General features: G+C 69.6%; 18 protein-coding genes. 7 read left to right on the top strand and 11 right to left on the bottom strand.

Annotation, left to right across the window (positions count from 1 at the left end; translation table 11 throughout):
• The first annotated feature begins 12 nt into the window (after positions 1-12).
• Positions 13-1,491, top strand: a complete 1,479-nt coding sequence (locus VBO01S_RS17395) for an ABC transporter permease subunit (RefSeq protein ID WP_062476964.1) — start codon at positions 13-15, stop codon at positions 1,489-1,491.
• 32 nt (positions 1,492-1,523) lie between these two features.
• Positions 1,524-3,716 (top strand): TonB-dependent receptor, encoded by a 2,193-nt coding sequence (locus tag VBO01S_RS17390; protein WP_062476961.1) that lies wholly within the window; start codon positions 1,524-1,526, stop codon positions 3,714-3,716.
• 150 nt (positions 3,717-3,866) lie between these two features.
• Here the strand turns inward: VBO01S_RS17390 and VBO01S_RS17385 are convergent, their stop codons facing one another.
• Positions 3,867-5,498 (bottom strand): DUF4139 domain-containing protein, encoded by a 1,632-nt coding sequence (locus VBO01S_RS17385; RefSeq protein WP_062476958.1) that lies wholly within the window; start codon positions 5,496-5,498, stop codon positions 3,867-3,869.
• Between the two features lie 233 nt (positions 5,499-5,731).
• Here VBO01S_RS17385 and VBO01S_RS17380 point away from each other — a divergent pair, with 233 nt between their 5' ends.
• Positions 5,732-6,178 carry a PaaI family thioesterase gene (locus VBO01S_RS17380; RefSeq protein ID WP_062476955.1) on the top strand — a complete coding sequence of 149 codons (447 nt, stop codon included), beginning with the start codon at positions 5,732-5,734 and terminating at the stop codon, positions 6,176-6,178.
• On the opposite strand, the gene VBO01S_RS17375 is transcribed toward VBO01S_RS17380, so the two are convergent.
• Positions 6,096-7,358, bottom strand: coding sequence for an acyltransferase family protein (locus VBO01S_RS17375; protein WP_062476952.1), 1,263 nt, complete (start codon positions 7,356-7,358; stop codon positions 6,096-6,098). The genes VBO01S_RS17380 and VBO01S_RS17375 overlap by 83 nt on opposite strands.
• A 146-nt stretch (positions 7,359-7,504) precedes the next feature.
• Between VBO01S_RS17375 and VBO01S_RS17370 the strand changes: the two genes are divergently transcribed.
• The 3 genes from VBO01S_RS17370 (at position 7,505) to VBO01S_RS17360 (ending at position 10,874) form a co-directional block, all read left to right on the top strand.
• Positions 7,505-8,449, top strand: coding sequence for a LytTR family DNA-binding domain-containing protein (locus VBO01S_RS17370; protein WP_062476950.1), 945 nt, complete (start codon positions 7,505-7,507; stop codon positions 8,447-8,449).
• Positions 8,450-8,622: 173 nt separating this feature from the next.
• Positions 8,623-9,825 carry an ammonium transporter gene (locus VBO01S_RS17365; RefSeq protein ID WP_062476947.1) on the top strand — a complete coding sequence of 401 codons (1,203 nt, stop codon included), beginning with the start codon at positions 8,623-8,625 and terminating at the stop codon, positions 9,823-9,825.
• A gap of 113 nt (positions 9,826-9,938) precedes the next feature.
• Positions 9,939-10,874 carry a M14 family metallopeptidase gene (locus tag VBO01S_RS17360; RefSeq protein ID WP_062476944.1) on the top strand — a complete coding sequence of 312 codons (936 nt, stop codon included), beginning with the start codon at positions 9,939-9,941 and terminating at the stop codon, positions 10,872-10,874.
• Positions 10,875-10,891: 17 nt separating this feature from the next.
• On the opposite strand, the gene VBO01S_RS17355 is transcribed toward VBO01S_RS17360, so the two are convergent.
• The 4 genes from VBO01S_RS17355 to VBO01S_RS17340 all read right to left on the bottom strand — a co-directional run bounded on the left by VBO01S_RS17355 (position 10,892) and on the right by VBO01S_RS17340 (position 14,670).
• Entirely contained in the window at positions 10,892-11,221 is a 330-nt protein-coding gene (locus tag VBO01S_RS17355; RefSeq protein ID WP_062476941.1) for a hypothetical protein, read from the bottom strand.
• A 22-nt stretch (positions 11,222-11,243) separates the two neighbouring features.
• Entirely contained in the window at positions 11,244-12,146 is a 903-nt protein-coding gene (locus VBO01S_RS17350) for a peptidoglycan DD-metalloendopeptidase family protein (RefSeq protein WP_082818177.1), read from the bottom strand.
• Between the two features lie 43 nt (positions 12,147-12,189).
• Positions 12,190-12,756, bottom strand: a complete 567-nt coding sequence (locus tag VBO01S_RS17345) for a pseudouridine synthase (protein ID WP_062476933.1) — start codon at positions 12,754-12,756, stop codon at positions 12,190-12,192.
• 96 nt (positions 12,757-12,852) lie between these two features.
• Positions 12,853-14,670, bottom strand: coding sequence for a glutamine--tRNA ligase/YqeY domain fusion protein (locus VBO01S_RS17340; RefSeq protein ID WP_062476930.1), 1,818 nt, complete (start codon positions 14,668-14,670; stop codon positions 12,853-12,855).
• A gap of 137 nt (positions 14,671-14,807) precedes the next feature.
• Between VBO01S_RS17340 and VBO01S_RS17335 the strand changes: the two genes are divergently transcribed.
• Entirely contained in the window at positions 14,808-15,167 is a 360-nt protein-coding gene (locus VBO01S_RS17335; RefSeq protein WP_062476927.1) for a hypothetical protein, read from the top strand.
• An 81-nt stretch (positions 15,168-15,248) separates the two neighbouring features.
• On the opposite strand, the gene VBO01S_RS17330 is transcribed toward VBO01S_RS17335, so the two are convergent.
• The 5 genes from VBO01S_RS17330 to VBO01S_RS17310 are packed head-to-tail and all read right to left on the bottom strand — an operon-like array spanning position 15,249 to position 19,063.
• Positions 15,249-16,088 carry a LytR/AlgR family response regulator transcription factor gene (locus tag VBO01S_RS17330; protein WP_062476924.1) on the bottom strand — a complete coding sequence of 280 codons (840 nt, stop codon included), beginning with the start codon at positions 16,086-16,088 and terminating at the stop codon, positions 15,249-15,251.
• A 29-nt stretch (positions 16,089-16,117) separates the two neighbouring features.
• Positions 16,118-17,203 carry a sensor histidine kinase gene (locus VBO01S_RS17325; RefSeq protein ID WP_062476922.1) on the bottom strand — a complete coding sequence of 362 codons (1,086 nt, stop codon included), beginning with the start codon at positions 17,201-17,203 and terminating at the stop codon, positions 16,118-16,120.
• Positions 17,200-17,502 (bottom strand): 2TM domain-containing protein, encoded by a 303-nt coding sequence (locus VBO01S_RS17320; RefSeq protein WP_174543674.1) that lies wholly within the window; start codon positions 17,500-17,502, stop codon positions 17,200-17,202. Before VBO01S_RS17320 ends, VBO01S_RS17325 begins: the two co-directional genes overlap by 4 nt.
• 5 nt (positions 17,503-17,507) lie before the next feature.
• Positions 17,508-18,473, bottom strand: a complete 966-nt coding sequence (locus VBO01S_RS17315) for a sterol desaturase family protein (RefSeq protein ID WP_062476916.1) — start codon at positions 18,471-18,473, stop codon at positions 17,508-17,510.
• 41 nt (positions 18,474-18,514) lie between these two features.
• Positions 18,515-19,063, bottom strand: a complete 549-nt coding sequence (locus tag VBO01S_RS17310) for a DUF6622 family protein (RefSeq protein WP_370681244.1) — start codon at positions 19,061-19,063, stop codon at positions 18,515-18,517.
• Positions 19,064-19,501: the final 438 nt, after the last annotated feature.

Genomic DNA, 19,501 nt, shown 5'->3' with positions numbered 1-19,501 from the left:
GGGATGCCACCCATGTCGTCCCTCCATCCTCCCCAAGGCCGCCGCTTGCTGGCCGTGATGCGCCAGGAAGTGCGCCTGATGCTTGCCGAGCGCGGCCTCTGGGTCGTCGGCGCGCTGTTCCTCTTGCTCGTGGCCTATGCGCTGGGCAACGGCCTGCTGCAGACCGCCCAGCGCGACCGCGCGCAGGCGGCCGTGGCGCAGGCCGACCGCGACACCCGCACCGCGCAGCGCACGCTGCTCGAAGCCATCCTGGCCGGCACCGCGCAGCCCACGCCTTTCGAGAACCCCGCCGACCCGTCGCGCATGGCGAGCGGCTACGGCGGGCAGCACGTGCTGCTGCCGACCGCGCCGCTGGGCCCGGTCGCGCTGGGGCAGAGCGACCTGTTCCCGAGCCAGTACCAGGTCACGAACCAGAGCCGCGTGGTGTTCATGAACCCGAGCGACATCGAGAACCCGTGGCACCTGCTGAGCGGGCATTTCGACCTGGCCTTCGTCATCGTCTACCTGCTGCCGCTGCTGATCTTTGCGCTCAGCTACAACCTGCTGTCGGCCGAGCGCGAGAACGGCACCCTGCGCCTGCTGCTGTCGCAACCGCTGCGGCTGCGCACGCTGCTCGCGGGCAAGCTCACGGTGCGCGCCGCAGTGCTGCTGGGGCCGGCCGTGCTGCTGCCGGTGGCGGTGCTGTGGATCGCGCGTCACGCGGGGCTCACGGCGGGTGGCGCGGGCAGCGCCACGCTGTGGTGGGCGTTGCTGGTCGGCGCCTACGCGCTGTTCTGGTTCGCGCTGGTGGTGGCGGTGAACGCCTTCGGCGCCTCGTCGGCGACGAATGCGATGGTGCTCGTCATCGCCTGGGTGCTGCTGGTGCTCGTGGCGCCGGTGCTGCTCAACCTGGCCGTCACGCAGGCCGCGCCCGCGCCGTCGCGCACCGAGCTGGCCACTCGCCAGCGCGTGGTCACGGCCGAGGCGATGAAGCGCTACCAGGACCTGCTGGGCACTGAGTACCAGCACGTGGGGCAGGGTGCCATCCTCGTGCCGCGCGACGGCAAGATCGAGATCGCCGGCCGCTCGCTGGCCAACTACCGCATCCAGCGCGAGGTCGACGAAGCGATCCGCCCCGCGCTCGCGCGCTTCGACGCACAACAGGCGGCGCAGCAGGCGCTGGTGGGCCGCTTCGGCGCCGTGTCACCGGCGGCCGTGGCCTACGAAGGCATGACCGCGCTGGCTGGCAACGGCGCGCGTCGCCATGCGCGCTTCGACGCGCAGACCGTGGCGCACCACGAAGCCTGGAAGGCCTTCTTCTTCCCGCGCATCGACGCACGCGATGCGCTCGTGCCCGCCGACTTCGACCGCATGCCCACCTTCGCCTGGCACGAGGAGCCCGCCGAGCTCGTGCGCGGGCAGGCCGCGCTCGCCGTGCTGCAACTGCTGGTGCCGAGCCTGCTGCTGTTCGGCCTCGCGGCCTGGCGGCTGCGGCGCTTCTCGGTGGCCTGACGCTTTTTCTACTTTCTTCCACGCACCGTTCCATGACCCCGTTCACCCGCACCACCGTCGCGCTGGCCGCCTTCACCGCCTTGCAAGTCGCCTCTGCACAAGACAGCAGCAGCAACAACGCCGAACTCGGCACCGTCACCATCGAAGGCAGCCGCGACGCGAACAGCCTGCACCTCGATGAGTCGAGCGGCACGGCCTCGCGCCTGGGCCTGTCGGTGCGCGAGACGCCGGCCTCGGTCGAGATCCTGTCGCAGGACGCGATCCAGCAGCGCGGCGCGCGCACCTTCAGCGAAGCATTGCGCGGCATGGCGGGCCTCTCGGGCGGCGGCCCGCCGTCGTCGCCGACCACGCTGTCGCTGCGCGGCTTCACCAGCCTCATGTACCTGTACGACGGCGTGCGCAGCTCGGGCGCGGGCGTCACCAACCGCGTGCAGGACACCTGGAACTACGAGCGCATCGAAGTGCTCAAGGGCCCGGCCTCGGTGCTCGACGGCGAAGGCGCCATCGGCGGCATCGTCAACTTCGTGACCAAGCGACCCGACCGCAGCAACCCGCACAAGGAAGCGCTGCTTTCGTACGGCAGCTACGGCTCCACGCGCGCGGCCTTCGGCTTCGGCGGCGCACTCGGCGAGGCCAGCGCCTACCGGCTCGACTACAGCCGCAACGACACCAAGGTGGGCACCATCGACCGCAACGGCGAGCGCATCGACCACTTCACGAGCGGCCTCTTGGTGGACCTGGGCGGCTCGGTGAAGCTGGACCTGTCGTTCGACTACCTGCGCGACGACAACGACGCCTACTGGGGCACGCCGCTCGTGCCGCGCAGATTCGCCACGCAGCCGACGAACGTCGTCAGCACGCCCGACGGCCGCGTGATCGACCGGCGCATGGCGCGCACCAACTACAACGTGCGCGACGACGAGAACTCTTCAGAAACCTACTGGCTGCGCGCGCGCCTCACGGGGCAGCTAAACGGCGGCTGGTCATGGCGCAACGAGTTCTCGGCTAACCAGTCGAAGCGCATGTTCCGCAATTCCGAAAGCGCGACCTTCGTACCGCCCGCCAGCATCGCGCGCGACCAGACGCTCATCACGCACGACCAGGACTTCTGGCTCGACCGCTTCGACGCCACGCACAAGGGAAAGATCGCCGGGCTGGACAACCGCTTCGTCGTCGGCGGCGAATACAGCGAAACGCGCTTCGGCAGCCAGCGCCGCTTCTCCAACAGCAGCCCCACCACCACCGCGCAACTGCGCGTGCCGGTGTTCGACCCGTACACCGGCTACTTCGACGACAACCCCGCGCTGACCACCGGCGCGGGCAACCGCGCCGACACCTTCTCGCGCGTGAAGGTTGCCTCGGTCTTCGTGGAAGACGCGCTCAAGCCGATGCGCGACCTCACGCTGGTCGGCGGCCTGCGCCACGACCGCACCGAGGTCGACCGCCGCATCTGGGACCTGAACGCAGGCAGCGTCACGCGCTTCGGTGCGAGCTACCGCGCCACCTCGGGGCGCCTCGGCGCGGTGTACGACCTGTCGCCGCAGTCGAGCCTGTACGCGCAGTACACCAACGCCACGCTGCCGGTCGGGTCGCTCTTCTTGCTGTCGGCGTCGAACGCCGCGTTCCCGATGTCGCGCGGCAAGCAGGCCGAGGTGGGCTTCAAGCAGAGCCTGCCCGCAGCGAACCTGGAGTGGACCGCGGCGCTGTACAAGATCGAACTCGACAACGTGCTCTCGCGCGATCCGAACAACGCCGCCTCCACCGTGAACAACGGCCGCCAGTCGTCGCGTGGCCTCGAGCTGTCGGCCGTGTGGAAGCCCACGCGCGAATGGACGCTGGCGGGCAACCTGGCGGCGCTCGATGCGCGCTTCGACACGCTGGTCGAGGCCGGCAACGTCTCGCGCGTGGGCAAGACCCCGCCGAACGTGCCCGAGCGCATGGCCAACGTCTTCGCCACCTACCGGCCTGACGGCTCGAAGTTCGAATACTTCGCGTCGCTGAATCACACGGGGCCGATGTACACCGACAACGCCAACCAGATCCGCATCAACGGCTTCACCACGGTCGATGCGGCCGTGAGCTACCGGTTGAAAAATGCCCTGTTGAGTTTCCGTGTGCGCAACCTGACGGACCGGCTCTACGCGACCTGGACCGGCCGCGCCGCGAACCAGGTGCTGCTGGCGCCGCGGCGGACCTTCGAGGTGTCGGCGAAGTTCGACTTCTGAACCCCGTGTGCTGGGGAGATCCAGCAGCCTGCCCTGTGCGCAGGACACTGGGTGCTTCCCGCAGCGAAATCAAGGAGGAGGCCGCAGGCCGGGGGACATTCGCGGAGGGAAGTACCCGGTGGCCTGTGCACGCGCCCCGAACACACACCCTCAGCGCATCTGCAACCGCGCATCCTTCGGATACCCGATCGTGTAGTCCGCCGACACGCGCGCCGTCTGCCCCGCGTCCAGGTCGAAGCGCCACATCGCCAGCCCCGGCTGCTTGTTCCACGCCTGATCAGCGGGTTGCGGCGCAAAGCGCGTGGTCACGCGTACCTGCTCGTCGACCGACACCGGCGCGGCCTCCAGCACCTGCACCGCGATCGGCGTGCGGTGGCGGTTCTCGACCACGTAGGCGCGTTGCACCTGGCGTTCGGCGCGCGAGCCGACGAAGCCGCCCGAGCCCTGGTTGTCGCGCTCGGGCTCGACTTGCACGCGCACCAGCTCGTCGCGGCCGAACGAGAGCGTGAGCTTCGCGTCGCTCGGCGCGTTCCAGCGGCCCTGGCCGACGAAGTTGCCGTCGCGGTACAGCTGCATCGGGCCGGCCGGCCACACGCCCGAGGGCTGCGTCATCTCGGCGACCAGGAAGGCGCTCGGGTCCACGCGCGGGCTGGTGCGCGCGGCGAGCTGCGCGGTGTCCTCATGCTGGCCCAGCGCCAGGGTCACGCGCTGGCCGTTGGAAGGCACGTCGATGCTCTGCGGCACGGCGAATTCGGTGGCGAAGCTGTTGTCGAACACGCTCACGTCGAACAGCGGCTCGCGTGCGCGCTCCATGGCCATCTTGCGGTCGGCGGCAATGGCGGCCGGGGCGGCGGCGGGCATCGGCGCGGCCATGTACGCCGACTCGGCATTCGCGCGCGGCGGCGGCTCGATGCCGATGCGCCACGCGCCCGGCGTGCGCCCCGTGGTTTCGCGGCGCGGCTGGCCGGTGGACAGCACCAGCTTCACGCCGCGCCAGTCCTCGCCCGTGGCCTGCGCCACCAGCGCCTGGCGCTCGATGCGCACCTTGCGCGTCGTGGTGTCGAGCAGCGCGCGGTAGCTGGGCGTCCAGCCGGGGCCGTTGACCTGGTAGCTGAGCTTCACGTCGGCATCGGCACTGGCGGCCAGCGTGACGGTGACGGCCGTCACCTGCGCGCCCTGGCCCTGCGTGCGGCCGCGCTCGGCCAGCAGCGGCTTGAGCTGGCGGTCGAGGTCGGTCTGCTGGCGCTGGATCTGGTGCTGCTTGAGCAGCGCGTCCTGGCCCGAACGGCGCATCGCCTCGGTCACGGCTGTGAGGTTGCGCGCGTCGATCGGCGCACGCGCGCCGGGGCCCGACTCGCCGCCCGACAGTCCCTTGAGATAACCCGTGACCATGCCCAGCGCATCGGTCTCGGCCTGCAGCGCGGCCTTGCGGTCTTCGAGCTCGCGGATGCGGCCGTCGAGCGCGCTGGTGGCGCAGTTCGCCGAGAGCTCGCGCGCCTCGCTGAGCACCGAGGTCTCGCCCACGCGCACCGCCGCGCCAGCCGACACCTGCAGGCTCTGCACGTCGAGCCCCGCCGGCAGGCAGGCGAAGGTGACCGAGCGGCTGCCGGCCGCGACACGCGCCACGCGCTCCACCGTGGCGCTGCCGGGGTAGACCTTGACCTGGGTGATGCGCGAGGCGTCGGCCTGCAGTTGCGCATGGGCACCGGCGCCCGCGGCCAGCCAGAGGGCGGCGACGGCGGTGGCACGCAGGAGGGGACGGGCGGAGAACGGTGTGTGCATGGAAAGCCTTCCGGAAGAAAGTCGGTGACGAATCTCTGCTTCTACGGACGGGGCGGGCGAACGGGGTTAAGGCGTCGCAAAGTTTTTTTCATGACGCCGATGTGACGCGGGCGCGTTGCTGTCGCGCAGGCATCTGCCGGCGGCGAACCGGTCACCCAAGAGACGGTGCGCGGCGGTTCCACTTCCTAGAGTGGGTCTCGCCTTCCATCCACTCCCCTGAAAGGACACCCCCCATGCTCGACACGATCCAGGCCATCAACCGTTCGGCCGCCTTCAACCGCTGGGCCGGCTTCGACGTCACACAGGCCGCCGACGGGCAGGCCGAACTGCGCATGAAATGGCGCGAGGAAGACATGGGCCAGTACACCGGCTTCCTGCACGCGGGGATGATCGCCGCGCTGCTCGACACCGTGAGCGGCTTCGCGGCCGCCACCGTGGCGGGCCGCGTGCTGGCCTCGCATTTCTCCATCAACTGCATCTCGCCCGCCATCGGCGAGGCCTTCGTGGCGCGCGGGCGCGTGGTGAAGGCGGGGCGCAAGCAGGTGTTCGTCGGGGCCGAGCTGTTCGCGCAGCCCGAGGGCCAGGGCGAAGACAAGCTCAAGCTCGTGGCGACGGCGAACGCCATCCTGGTGCCGGTGGACGAGGCGTCGACGACGCCGAAGCCGAAGCAGGCGGCGTAAGCACCACGGCAGGCTCGGCCTCGGGCTTGCGCTTCAGCCCGAACAGTGGGCGCAGCCAGCCGACGCGGCGGATCAGCCCGTCGGTCAGCAGCCAGCAGCCGGCAATGGTCACGGCGACCAGCGCCACGGGCTCCCACACCGGGCCCAGCGCCAGCGGCACCAGCAACGCCACGCCCGCGACGATCAGCGTCTGGTGCAGCATGTACCAGGGGTAGACCGATTCGTTGGCCCAGCGCAGCCAGGGCCAGGGGCGGTTCAGGTGGCGATGGCCATGGCCCAGGATCGTGGCGACCGCGAGCCACAGGTAGGCGGTGCGCAGCACGTCCATCAGCAGCCCCTTGGGCGCAACGACCGCCCCGACGCGCAGCGCGATGAACGCGCCGATCGCCGCCACCGCCAGCAGCAGCGACACGCGGCGCAGCCGTTCGAGTTCGCGCCAGATGCCCGTGTCCACGCCCATCCAGTAGCCGTAGAGGAAGACGGTGAAGTAGATGCTGTGCAGGTGAAAGTCCCACACCAGGTTGTGCGTGGCCGGAAAGTGCCGCGCCAGCAGCACCGTCCACGCCAGCAGCGGCAGTGCGGGCAACACCAGCAGCTGCCAGCCGCGCAGCCCGTTGAAGCGCCGCCGCACCCACTGGCCGGCGGCCGAGCGCCACAGCGGCAGCGTCAGCGCGACCAGCGCCGTGTAGAGGAACAGGTAGGGCAGGTACCAGAGGTGGTTCCAGGTGATGCCGAACTCCGCCCCCGCGAACGCGCCCTTGGGCCACGGCGCGCCCATCGACAGGTAGCGCAGCAGGAAGGTGCCGAAGCCCGGCGCCACCAGCCCGCGCGCCACACCTTCGGCATAGGCCTGGTAGGGCACGACCACCGCCATGCCGAAGGCCAGCGGCAGCATCAGCCGCAGGCCCCGGCTGCGCAGCAGGCCCCAGGTGCCCTGGCCCCGGCTCAGGAAACCGAGCGACACGCCCGAGATCAGGAAGACCAGGTCCATGCGCCACAGGTTCAGCACCCGCATCGGCCACGGCAGCCACTCGGCCGCGTGCGGGCTCTTCAGGTGCCAGGGCCAGTCGGCCACGTAGTACATGCCCACGTGGTAGAGGATGACGAGCAGGAAGGCGAGGGCGCGCAGGGCGTCGATGTCGTGGCGGCGCTGCGGTGTGGGAACGGAATCGGAGGGCATGGCGGGCTCCTGGAGCGAAGAAACGGCGGCCATCGTGGCCCCCGTGCCCGCCCCCGGGGCCATCGCCGGGACGGATCGGCCCGGATTTGTGACGAACGGTGGCCCCCAGGGACGAAATCCGGCCCCCGGTTCGCGAGAATCCCCGCATGAGCGAGCCGCACAAGAACCTGTACGAGCGCTATGAACCGATCCGACGGTACGTCGAGGTCGGCTTCTGGATCGTGCTGATGACGGTGCACGCCGCAATCAGCACCGTGGTCGCGCTCATCGACGCCCGCAGCCGCGCCGTGCCGCGCGCGAACTGGGAGGTCGTCACCTGGGAGGTGTCGAGCCACGTCGCGCTGCTGGCCCTGGTGCCGGTGCTGGTGGCCGTGGAGCGCCGGCTGTCGCCGCTGGCGCGCGACCACTGGGTGCGCTTTCTCGTCGGGCATCTGCTGGCCAGCGTGCTCCTGAGCCTGGCGCACGTGGCGGCGATGTTCGGGCTGCGCGCCGCGGTGTACGCGGCCGCCGGCGAGCCCTACGACTTCGGCGGCGCCATGGGGCGATGGGGCTACGAGTACCTGAAGGACGTGCGCGTCTGCGCCACGATGGTCTTCGGCGTGTGGGCCTACCGGCTCTTCATGCTGCGGCTGCAGGGCGAGGCGCGCGTGCTCGATCCGCCGGAAGAGGGCGTGGCGCCGGTGCCCGAGGCGCTGGCGGAACCGGAGGGTTTCGAACCCTCCGTGCAGGACGTGCCCGCGCCGGCAGCACCGCCGCCGCCGGCCCGCCCCGAACGCTTTCTCGTGCGCAAGCTGCGCCGCGAATTCCTCATTGCCGCCACCGACATCGACTGGCTGCAGGCCGAGGGCAATTACGTCGGCCTGCACGTCAACGGCCACGACTACCTGCTGCGCGCCACGCTCACCGACTTCCTGACCCAGCTCGACCCCGCCACCTTCGTGCGCGTGCACCGCAGCCACGCGGTGAACCTGGGCCGCATCAAGGAGATCGAGCCGCTCGACGGCGGCGATGCCCGGCTGCACATGCACGACGGCACGAGCGTGCCCTGCAGCCGGCGGTATCGCGACGCGCTGCGCGGCGGCGCAGGCTGATCGCGGCGACGTCGCGTTCCGATCCGGTGCGCGTCCTGCGAAATCGGCCCATTCCTGGGTCGTTTCGCACCATTCAAGAGCCTTCAGGCACCATTTTTGCTTTCTTGCGCCGGCGCCCCGAGCCGTTCGGGTGCGACGCACCAAATCAAACCAAAAACCTGCAAGAAGCTCTCATGGACGCACTCAAACAGGGCGCTGACGCGCTGTTCATCCTTCTCGGCGCCATCATGGTCCTGGCCATGCATGCCGGCTTTGCCTTTCTGGAACTGGGCACCGTGCGCAAGAAGAACCAGGTCAATGCGCTGGTCAAGATCCTGGTCGACTTCTCGGTCTCGACCATCGTGTACTTCCTGGTGGGCTACGGTGTGGCTTACGGCACGCATTTCTTCGTCAGCGCCACCGAACTGTCGGCAAGAAGCGGCTACGAGCTGGTGAAGTTCTTCTTCCTGCTGACCTTCGCGGCGGCCATTCCGGCCATCATCTCGGGCGGCATCGCCGAGCGCGCCAAGTTCTGGCCGCAGCTGATCGCCACCGCGGTGATCGTCGGTTTCGTCTACCCGCTGTACGAGGGCATCGCCTGGAACAAGGCCTTCGGCATCCAGGGCTGGATCGCCTCGGTCACCGGCCACGAGTTCCATGACTTCGCCGGCTCGGTCGTCGTGCACGCCGTGGGCGGCTGGCTCGCGCTGCCGGCCGTGCTGCTGCTGGGCGCGCGCCGCAACCGCTACCGGGGCGACGGCTCGCTGAGCGCACACCCGCCGTCGAACATCCCGTTCCTGGCGCTGGGCGCGTGGGTGCTGTGCGTGGGCTGGTTCGGCTTCAACGTGATGAGCGCGCAGAGCATTGACAAGATCTCGGGCCTTGTCGCCGTCAACTCGCTGATGGCCATGGTCGGTGGCACGCTGGTGGCGCTGGCCATGGGCAAGAACGACCCCGGCTTCGTCTACAACGGCCCGCTCGCCGGCCTCGTGGCCGTGTGCGCCGGCTCCGACCTCATGCACCCGCTGGGCGCGCTCGTGGCGGGCGGCGTGGCCGGCGCCATCTTCGTCTTCATGTTCACGCGCACCCAGAACAAATGGAAGATCGACGACGTGCTCGGCGTGTGGCCGCTGCACGGCCTGTGCGGCACCTGGGGCGGCATCGCGGCCGGCATCTTCGGCACCCAGGCGCTGGGCGGCATCGGCGGCGTGAACCTGTGGGCGCAGCTGATCGGCACCTTGCTTGGCGTGGTCTGGGCGCTGATCGGCGGCGCCGTGGTGTACGGCGTGCTCAAGGCGACGATGGGGTTGCGGCTGTCGCAGGAGGAGGAGTACGACGGGGCGGATCTGTCGATCCACCATATTTCGGCGACGCCGGAGCGGGAAGTGAACTGGTGAGGGCGTTGCGGCTCAGGACATGAGCCGCAACGGGGGATTTGCGGCGCACGGCACGAATTTGCCAGCTGTAGCAAACTTGCCGGCGGCCCCCGATCCCACCTGTTCACCACCCCATGACCCAATTGCCCCCCTCCCTCGAAGTCCTCCCTCGCGACCTGTCCGCCTACCGCGAGGGCAACGTCGGCATCGACTACGTGCACCGCTTCGAATCCGGCAAGCCCGGTCCGCACGTGCTGATCAACGCGCTGACGCACGGCAACGAGATCTGCGGCATGACCGCCGCCACGCACCTGCTCGACACCGGCGTGCGCCCGAAGATCGGCACGCTCACCGTCAGCTTTGCCAACGTGGCGGCCTACGAGTCCTTCAACGAGGCGCTGCCTTTCGACAGCCGCCAGCTGGTGCACAACCTCAACCGCGTGTGGTCGCCCGAATGGCTCGACGGCAGCGAGGACAGCCCCGAGCTGCGCCGCGCCCGCGAGCTGCGCCCGGTGGTGAGCGCGGCCGACCACATCCTCGACATCCATTCCACGAGCCAGCCTGTGATCCCGTTCTGGGTGTACCCGGCCTTCGATCGCAACGCCGAGGCCGCCATGGCCATCGGCCGCCCGTCGGTGCACCTGGTGATGCCCGACGGCCTGGGCTCGGGCACGCCGCTGATCCAGCACGGTCAGCATGGCCGGGCCGACGGCAAGGGCGTGGCGCTGGTGGCCGAGTGCGGCCAGCATTTCCTGCGCTCGGCCTCCGAGCTGGCCACGGCCATCTCGCTCGACTTCCTGGCGCACTTCGGCCTCATCGACAAGGACCCGGCCGTGCCCACGCCCGGCGAGCAGCGTCGCTTCGAGCTGCTCCAGACGCACGTCATCAAGTCGGAAGACTTCGCCTTCGTGCGCCCGCTGATCGGCTTCGAGACCTTTGCCAAGGGCGAGCTGATCGCCACCAACGGTCCGGACGAAATCCGCGCGCCGTGCGACGACTGCACGATCTTCATGCCCGCGCAGCGAACGATCGTGGGGCGCGAGGCGGTGTACCTGACCAGGCCGCTCTGAGGGCGGCGTTCTTCAGTTCAGCAGATCAGCAGGTGCCGCGGTTTGTCCGCGGTGCTGTAGTCGGCATGCCAGTAATGCGGGTCGTCGCAGAGGCTGAACGCGGCCTGCTTGCCGGCGTGCCGGGCCGTGAAATGCCTTTGGAGCGTGACGTGCACCGAGCCCTCGTCGGGCCAGTCGATGCCGACATCGACGACGCGGTTGCCCGCGGCGACTTCGGCGGCGACGATCCGCTGCAGGGCGGGGTGCAAGAGGGTGTTGAGGCGGGCGAGGGCTTCGCGGCGTTCGGTGGGCGCGAACGAGGAGGCTAGGCAGGCTTCGGTGAAGAGGGTCGGCGCTTTGTCACTCATGACGGCGTTCCGGCTGGGTGCCTCAACCCGCAACGAACAACGCCGGGTCCACCATCGTCCGATTCAGCATCACCCCCCAATGAAGGTGCGGCCCGGTCACCCGCCCCGTCGCGCCCACGGCGGCCAGCGGCTCGCCTGCCTTGAGCACGTCGCCCACCTTCACGTCCCAACGGCTCAGGTGGCAGTACATCGTCAGCAGGCCGCCGCCGTGGTCGACCCAGACGGTGCCGCCGTTGAAGAAGTAGTCGCCGGTGTCGATCACCTTGCCGGCCAGCGGCGCGCGCACGGGCGTGCCGGTGCCGGCTGCGATGTCCATGCCGCTGTGCGGATTGCGCGATTGGCCGTTGAACACGCGGCGCAGGCCGAACGAGCTGGAGCGGCGGCCCGGCACGGGCACGCGCATCTGCAGCGCGGCGTCGGGGCGCAGGTCGGTGAGCGTGGCCATCACGCCGGCCAGGTGATCGCGCTCCTTGGTGTAGCGAGCCTCGTCCTCGGGCGACAGGTCGACCGTGCGCGGCGCCACCGTCAGGCGTTGTTCGCGGTACTGCTTCGGGGCGACGGTGTAGGCGATCTGGCGCTCCGGCTTGTTGCCCTCGGCGCGCACGCTGATGCTGGCTTCGCCGGGTGGGGTGGCAAGCGGAATGCCGACCAGCGCGGTCCATTCGATCGGATCGCCCAGCACCAGCAGCGGCACATCATCGGCGAAAGCCTTGGGGCGCGTGGCGGCGGGGCCGAGCGACAGGCGGGCGACGCCGCCCGGCACCAGCGAGGCGCGCGGCCAGACGTCGGGCGCCTGCGGCTTGTTGTTGTTCTTCTTGGCCGGGGCTGCGGCGCCGGCAGGCAGCGCCAGCAGGCCGAGGGCGCCGAGCACGGCGCTGCGGCGGTTCAACGCAGCAGAAGGGAGATCGGAGAGAGGAAGATTCATGTGCATGGACAGGATTCGAAAGAGGAGTTGAGGGTGCGGCGGCTCAGCCGCCGCTCTGTTCCCGCCAGGTTCCGGGCGCGAGCCCGTCGAGCGTGTAGGGCCCGATGGCGGCGCGGATGAGGCGCAGCGTCGGCAGCCCCACGGCCGCCGTCATGCGCCGCACCTGGCGGTTGCGGCCTTCGCTGATCGCCAGCTCCAGCCACGCGGTGGGAATGAGCTTGCGCTCGCGGATGGGGGGCTCGCGGTTCCACACGGCGGGCGGCGGGTCGAGCCGGCGTGCCCGTGCGGGGCGCGTGGGGCCGTCGTTGAGCTGCACGCCGTTGCGCAGCGCCGCCAGCGCTTCGTCGGTCGGCACGCCCTCGACCTGCACCCAGTAGGTCTTCTCCATCTTGAAGCGCGGATCGGCGATGCGCGCCTGGAGCTTGCCGTCGTCGGTGAGCAGCAGCAGGCCTTCGCTGTCGGCATCGAGGCGGCCGGCGACGTAGACACCGGGGAGGTCGATGAAGTCCTTCAGCCCGCGCCAGCGGCCCTCGGGCGTGAACTGGCTGAGGACGCCGTAGGGTTTGTTGAAGCGGATGAGGCGGGACGAAGAAAGGCTCGGGGCGTTCATGAACCGACAGGATAGCCGGGGTCTGTCGACGCTCGGCGCAAGAAAAAAGCCGGAGCCATGACGGCCCCGGCTTTGCGGGAGAGTGCGGCAGCGGGCTTACTTGGCCCAGCTGTCCCGCATCCCCGCCGCGCGGTTGAACACCACCTGTCCGCCGGCGGCGCCGCCCTTCGTGTCGCGCACGAAGTAGCCATGCCGTTCGAACTGGATGCCGACACCGGGCTCGGCCTTCGCCAGTGAAGGCTCGACGAAGGCCGTGCACACCTCGAGGCTGTGCTTGTTCAGCTCGTCCAGCAGCTCGCCGCTGCCCGGGTTGGCTTCGGCGAAGAGGCGCTCGTACAACCGCACCTCGGCCTGCACGGCATCCGCAGCAGCCACCCAGGTGATGTTGCCCTTGACCTTGATCGCGTCCGCGCCGGGCGTGCCGCTCTTGGTGTCGGGCACCAGCGTGGCTTGCACTTCGAGGAGCTTGCCGTCGGCGTCGCGCGTGGCGCCGGTGCATTCGATGACGTGGCCGTACTTGAGGCGCACCTTGTTGCCGGGGAACAGGCGGAAGAAGCCCTTGGGCTGCACGTCTTCGTAGTCGGTGCGCTCGATCCAGACTTCGCGGCCGAGCTTGAATTCGCGCTTGCCCATTTCGGGGTGGTGCGGGTGCACGGGGGCGGAGCAGTCGTCGAGCGTGTCGTCGCTGCCCATCAGCTCACCCCAGTTGGTGATGACGAGCTTCACCGGGTCGAGCACGGCCATGGCGCGCGGCGCGATGGGGTCGAGGGTGTCGCGCAGCGCGGCCTCCAGGCTGGCGTACTCGATCCAGCCGCCCGACTTGGTGGTGCCGCTGCGTTCGCAGAACAGCTGCAGCGCGGCGGGCGTGTAGCCGCGGCGGCGCAGGCCGGCGATGGTGGGCATGCGGGGGTCGTCCCAGCCGTCGACGTGCTTTTCCTCGACCAGCTGGCGCAGCTTGCGCTTGCTGGTCATCACGTGGGTCACGTTCAGGCGGGCGAATTCGTACTGGCGGGGGTGCGGGCTGGCGACCAAGCCGCCTTCGGCCAGGCGGTCGAGCAGCCAGTCGTAGAAGGGGCGCTGGTCTTCGAATTCGAGCGTGCAGATGGAGTGGGTGATCTGCTCCAGCGCGTCTTCGATGGGGTGCGCGTAGGTGTACATCGGGTAGATGCACCACTTGTCGCCCGTGTTGTGGTGGGTGGCGCGGCGGATGCGGTACAGCGCGGGGTCGCGCATGTTGATGTTGGGGCTCGCCATGTCGATCTTGGCGCGCAGGATGGCGGCGCCGTCGGCGAGCTTGCCGTCGCGCATTTCGCGAAAGCGCGCCAGGTTTTCGTCGGGCGTGCGGCTGCGAAAGCGGCTGTCGGTGCCGGGCGTGTTGAAGTCGCCGCGGTTGGCGCGCATTTCTTCGGGCGTCTGCTCGTCGACGTACGCCAGGCCGGCGCCGATCAGGTACTCGGCGGCTTCGTACATGAAGTCGAAGTAGTTGCTGGCGAAATACTCGTGCTCCTGAATCGTGCCGGGCGCGCTGGGGCGGTCGGCCAGGTAGGTTTCGTAGCCGAGCCACTTCACGGCGTCGCGGATGGAATCGACGTACTCCTGCTCTTCCTTCTCAGGGTTGGTGTCGTCGAAGCGCAGGTGGCACACGCCGCCGTATTCCTTGGCCAGCTCGAAATTCAGCCAGATGCTCTTGGCGTGGCCGATGTGCAGGTAGCCATTGGGCTCGGGCGGAAAGCGCATGCGCACCTTGGCGGGGTCGGGCATGCCCTGGGCGTGGTGGGCGGCGTCGCCCGGGGAACCGCCCCAGGTGCGGCCTGCGTAGGCACCCTGTGCGAGGTCGTTCTCGATCACGTGGCGCAGGAAATTGCTCGGTGCAGCGGTCGTTTTGGTGCCGCTTTTGTCGGTCGGGGAGGTCATCGCGTCATTCTAGAGGGGGGCCTGTCGGGGTTACTTTTGGCAACGCTCTTCACAATGCAGCGTCCACCCGCTTTGCAATTGCAGCGTTCAATACGGACATGGGGCGCACAACGCCCCCCAACAAGGAGTCCCACATCATGAGCGTCACACGTTCTACCCTCTTCAAATGGGCCGCCACCGGTGCGGTGGCCTTCGGTGCGCTGTTTGCCGCCACCTCGGCCAGCGCCCGCGGCGACGTGAGCTGGTCGATCGGCGTCGGCGTGCCCGGCGTGGCGGTCGGCGTGGGCGGTCCCGCCTACTACCCGGCCCCGGTCTATGCGCCGCCGGCCCCGGTGTATTACGCACCGCCGCCCCCGGTCTACTACCGTCCGCCGCCGCCGGTGTACTACCGTCCGGCACCGGTCTACTACGCACCGCCGCCGGCCTATTACGGCCCGCGCTACTACGGTCGTGGTTATCACCGCGGTCATGGCCACGGACACGGCCACTGGCGCTGATTTACAACGCCATTCGTGACTGAATGAAAAAAGCCGGCCCCGAAAAGGCCGGCTTTTTGCTGCGTGCCCGGCGCCTGGATTTCACATGGCGCGAAACAGGTGGGCGTAGAGCCGGCTGACCGGGATCTTCTCGGCCCGCCCGCGCAGCGCGAGGTGCAGCTTGCCGGCCTCGTCGCGGTGCACCGCCTCGATGGCCGCGCTGCGCACCACCACCGCCCGGTGCACCTGCCAGAAGGTGTCGGCATCGAGCTGGGGCAGCAGCTGCTTCAGCGGCGTGCGGATCAGGTATTCCTGCGTGGCGGTGAGCACGCGCAAGTACTTGTCGGCGGCCTCGAAATACAGCACCTCGTCGATCGGCACCATGCGCACGGTGGCGCCGCCGGCATCGCTGGCGGCGATCATGCGCAGCGGCGCTGACGGTGACGACGATGCCGACGGGGCCCCGCCGGCGGCGCCCAGCACCTGGCGCCATTGGGCGAGGGAGCGCTCCAGCGCCTCGTCAGGCGGGATGGGCGGCGTCATCGACGGCGCGGCCGCCGCCAGCGCCTGCCGCAGCCGCGCCACGGTCTTGCGCAGGCGCTCGGGCTGCACGGGCTTGAGCACGTAGTCGATGGCTTCGGCCTCGAAGGCGCGCGCGGCGTATTCGTCGTAGGCGGTGACGAACACCAGCTGCGGCATCGGCGCTTCGTCGGTGGGCCAGCTGTCGGCCAGTTCGGCGGCGGCGCCCAGGCCGTCCAGGCCGGGCATGCGGATGTCGAAGAACAGCACCTGCGGCAGCAGCCTTAACGCCTCGCGCACGGCGCTGCGGCCGTCGCGGGCGGTGGCGACCACGCGCAGCTCGGGCCAGGCGGCGGCCAGTTCGGCCTGCAGGGCCTGGGCCAGCAGGGGTTCGTCTTCGGCGATGAGGGCGGTGAGGGGCATCGTCTTCTTGTTGTTGTCGTGGGGCCTGTTCAGGCGGGCAGGGGAAGGTTCAGGGTGACGCGCGTTCCGCCGCCCGTGGGCGCGGGGGCCAGGCTCAGGCGGCCTTGCTCGCCGTACACGGTGGTCAGCCGCTCGCGCACCTGTTCGAGCCCGAAGCCTCCGTCTTCCGAAGGCTGCGGCGGTGCCGCATCGAGCCCGACACCGGTGTCGCTCACCTCGATGACCAGTTCGCCCGCCTCGCGGCGCGCGCGCACGGCAATTTCGCCGCCTTCGACCTGGGGCTCGAGGCCGTGGCGGATGCTGTTCTCGACCAGCGGCTGCAGCAGCAGCGGCGGCACGGGTGTGTCGCGCAGGTCGTCGGGCAGGTCGAGCGTGTAGCGCAGGCGCTCGCCCATGCGCACCGACATCAGCTCGAGGTAGTCGCCCAGCCGGTCGAACTCGGCCGACAGCGGATGCGACAGCGCGCGCGAGCCGCTGAGCGTCATGCGCAAATAACTGTTGAGCCGGTCGAGCATCGCCACGGCGCGCGGCGGGTCGACGGTGATCAGCACGCGCAGGTTGGCCAGCGTGTTGAACAGCATGTGCGGCTCGAGCTGGGTTTCGAGCAGCTTGAGGCGGGCGTCCGTGGCGTCTCGCTGCGCCAGGTCGAGCTGGCGCTGCATGTGCTTGCTGCGCCCGAGGCTGTAGAAGAAGTAGCACATGCCGATGGTGGCCGCCAGCGTGATGACGATGGTGGAGACCATCCGGTGCCGGGCGAAGCCGGTGAAGTCGAACAGCGGCCGGCCGACCCAGGCGTCCCCGATGGCGCCGCCGCCGAGGAAGCCCAGCGTGACGCCGAAGGCCACCAGCACGAAGCCCCAGGGCCCGTGCGGCCAGAGCACGTTCTGGTGGCCGCTGATGAACAGGCGCCCGGTGTCGATGACCAGCCAGCTGATCGTTCCGATCGACAGCGAATACACCATCTGCGAACTCCAGCTGCCCATGCCCGAGACGGTCAGCGCCGCGGCGATGACGCAGCAGAAGGCGGCCGTGATCAGGCCGTGCCGCAGGATGTCTCGCAGGTTCTCGGCGCGAAAGCGCGACGGGCGTGGCGTGTCGTCCGCCGTGGCCGTCACCGGCGGTCCCCGCCTAGCGCACGGCGCTCACGTTCCAGCAGCTGGTCGTACAGGCCGCCGCCGGGCGCGATGAGCCAGACCACGGCGCCGTGGATCAGCAGGCCCAGGCCCCATCCCATGAGCGGGTACACGGCCCAGTTGTGGCCGCGCGAGGCCGCGAGCGCAACCAGCCCGACATTGACGACCACATAGACGAAGGCATGGATGAACCAGCCCATCTTGGCGCCGGCGCGGCGGCGGGCGCGCCGCTCGATGTCGGCGGACGAAGAAGAGGAGGAGGAAGAAGAGGAAGAGGACATGGGGGTCATGACAGCTCCTTGAGAGAGACAGGTGAAAGGGGAACGAAGTCGCTGGCGGCCGATGCCGGCATCGACGGTGAAGGTGCCAGGGCCGCGCGCTGGCGCAGCTCCTCGGTGGTCTCGCCCGGCCCGTCCGGCCGCCAGCCCGGCGGCTTCACGAGGTAGCCGACGAAGGCGCGCAGCGAACGCGCCGAACGCAGGTCGCGCCACAGGTCGCGCCATTGGCTGAACTCGATCTCGAACAGGTTGTACGAGGTGATCGGCTTCACCAGCCCGTAGCGGCAGGGCAGGTCGGCGCGCTCGGGGATGTAGGTGCCGAACAGGCGGTCGAACACGATCAGCACGCCGCCGTAGTTGCCGTCCAGGTACTCCAGGTTCGAGGCGTGGTGCACGCGGTGGGCCGAGGGCGTGTTCAGCACCCATTCGAGCGGGCCGAGCTTCGGAATCCAGGTCGCGTGAATCCAGAACTGGTAGAGCAGGTTCAGCGTGAGCATCAGCAGGATGATCCGCGGCGGCATGCCCAGGAGCGGCGCCAGCAGGAAGAAGGCCAGCGTGCCGGTGAGCCGGCCGGTCCAGCCGAAGCGGTAGGCGGCCGACAGGTTCAGCTGGTTCGGCGAATGGTGCACGGCGTGGGTGCACCAGAACCAGCGCACGCGGTGCGCGGCGCGGTGGTACCAGTAGTAGCAGAACTCCTGGCCGACGAAGCAGGCGAGCCAGCCGGTCCAGTGGTCCATCGGCAGCGTGAAGAGCCGGTGGGCGTAGAGCCAGTCCATGGCGCCGACCCAGAAGGCCAGCGGCAGCAGCCAGCGCAGCGGGTATTCGCGCACCAGGAAGTCGAACACCGAGATGCCCGCCGCCTTCCAGTCGTAGCTGCGCCAGCCGTTGCGCCATGACAGCACCAGCGCTTCGGCCAGCGAGGCAAGCAGCACCACCGAGATGGAAATCTTGAGGATCAACACGAGCACGGTCATGGCGGTTCCTGGCGGCGAAGGGCGGGCGGGGCGTCGGAATCTTAGGCCGCGCGGGCGCCGCTGACCATCGCGCCCGACGCGGCGGCCAGCCGCCACAGGCGTGCGGCGCGGGCCGCGAAGACGCCGCTGAAGGCGCCGTACAGCGCCGGCACGCCCAGGGCGAAGGCGGCCTGGTGGCGCAGCTCCGGATGCAGGGCCAGCGACACGCCCACCACGTACTTGGTGAGGAAGATGCCCATCATGAGCATCAGCGGCACGGCGGTGCCGGCCACCTCGAACTGGCGCGCCGCGGCGTCGTAGCGCGTGGTCGCCGGCAGCGGGCGGCGCAGCACCAGCACCACGAGCAGCAGCGCGGCCATGGCCCAGCCGAGCAGGGCGCCGGCCGACTCGCCGGACACCGACATCACGCCCCAGAACGACAGGCCGGCCATGGCGACCGGCATCACCAGCACGCGGTTCAGGCCGATGCGGTTGGCCACGAGCTGCCGGCCACCGAGCCAGGCCAGCAGGACGAACACGGCGAACACCCACTTCGGGGTGTGAAGAAGGATTTGCATCAGCATGGGAGGCTCCGTTGGGTGGAAGGAAATGAGGGCAGGGAGGGAATCGATGGAGCGGACTGTGCCGATGCCGCCCGGCCCCCGCCACGGCCATGCGACGAAATGCGGGTGGGCGGCGTGAAGTGCCGGTCGCCGGCGCGAATGGCGACCCCGGCGATGGCGGGGCGCCGCGCAAACGGAAGCTTTACCGTCGCTTTACGGCACGGAAAACTGCGGGAGTGATATTTCGCGCTGTACTCTAGGCCGCCTCCCTTCAGGCCGCCTTTTCGCACCCCTTCGCACGCACCGCCCATGGATTCCCAAACGCCCCCCGAACCCCTGCCACCCGTCGTGTCGCCGACCCATCCTCCGGCGCGCCGGCGCCGCTGGGTCGGGAGCCTGCTGGCCCTGCTGCTGCTCGTGGCGCTCGGGGGCGGTGCCTGGTACCTGGTGCAGCGCTCCAAGTCGCCGGCACCGGGCGCGGGCGGA

This window comes from Variovorax boronicumulans NBRC 103145 (assembly GCF_001591345.1).
GTDB lineage: Bacteria > Pseudomonadota > Gammaproteobacteria > Burkholderiales > Burkholderiaceae_C > Variovorax > Variovorax boronicumulans.
Note: the sequence above shows the minus strand (reverse complement) of the source record. Positions and strands in the feature narration are given on the sequence as shown.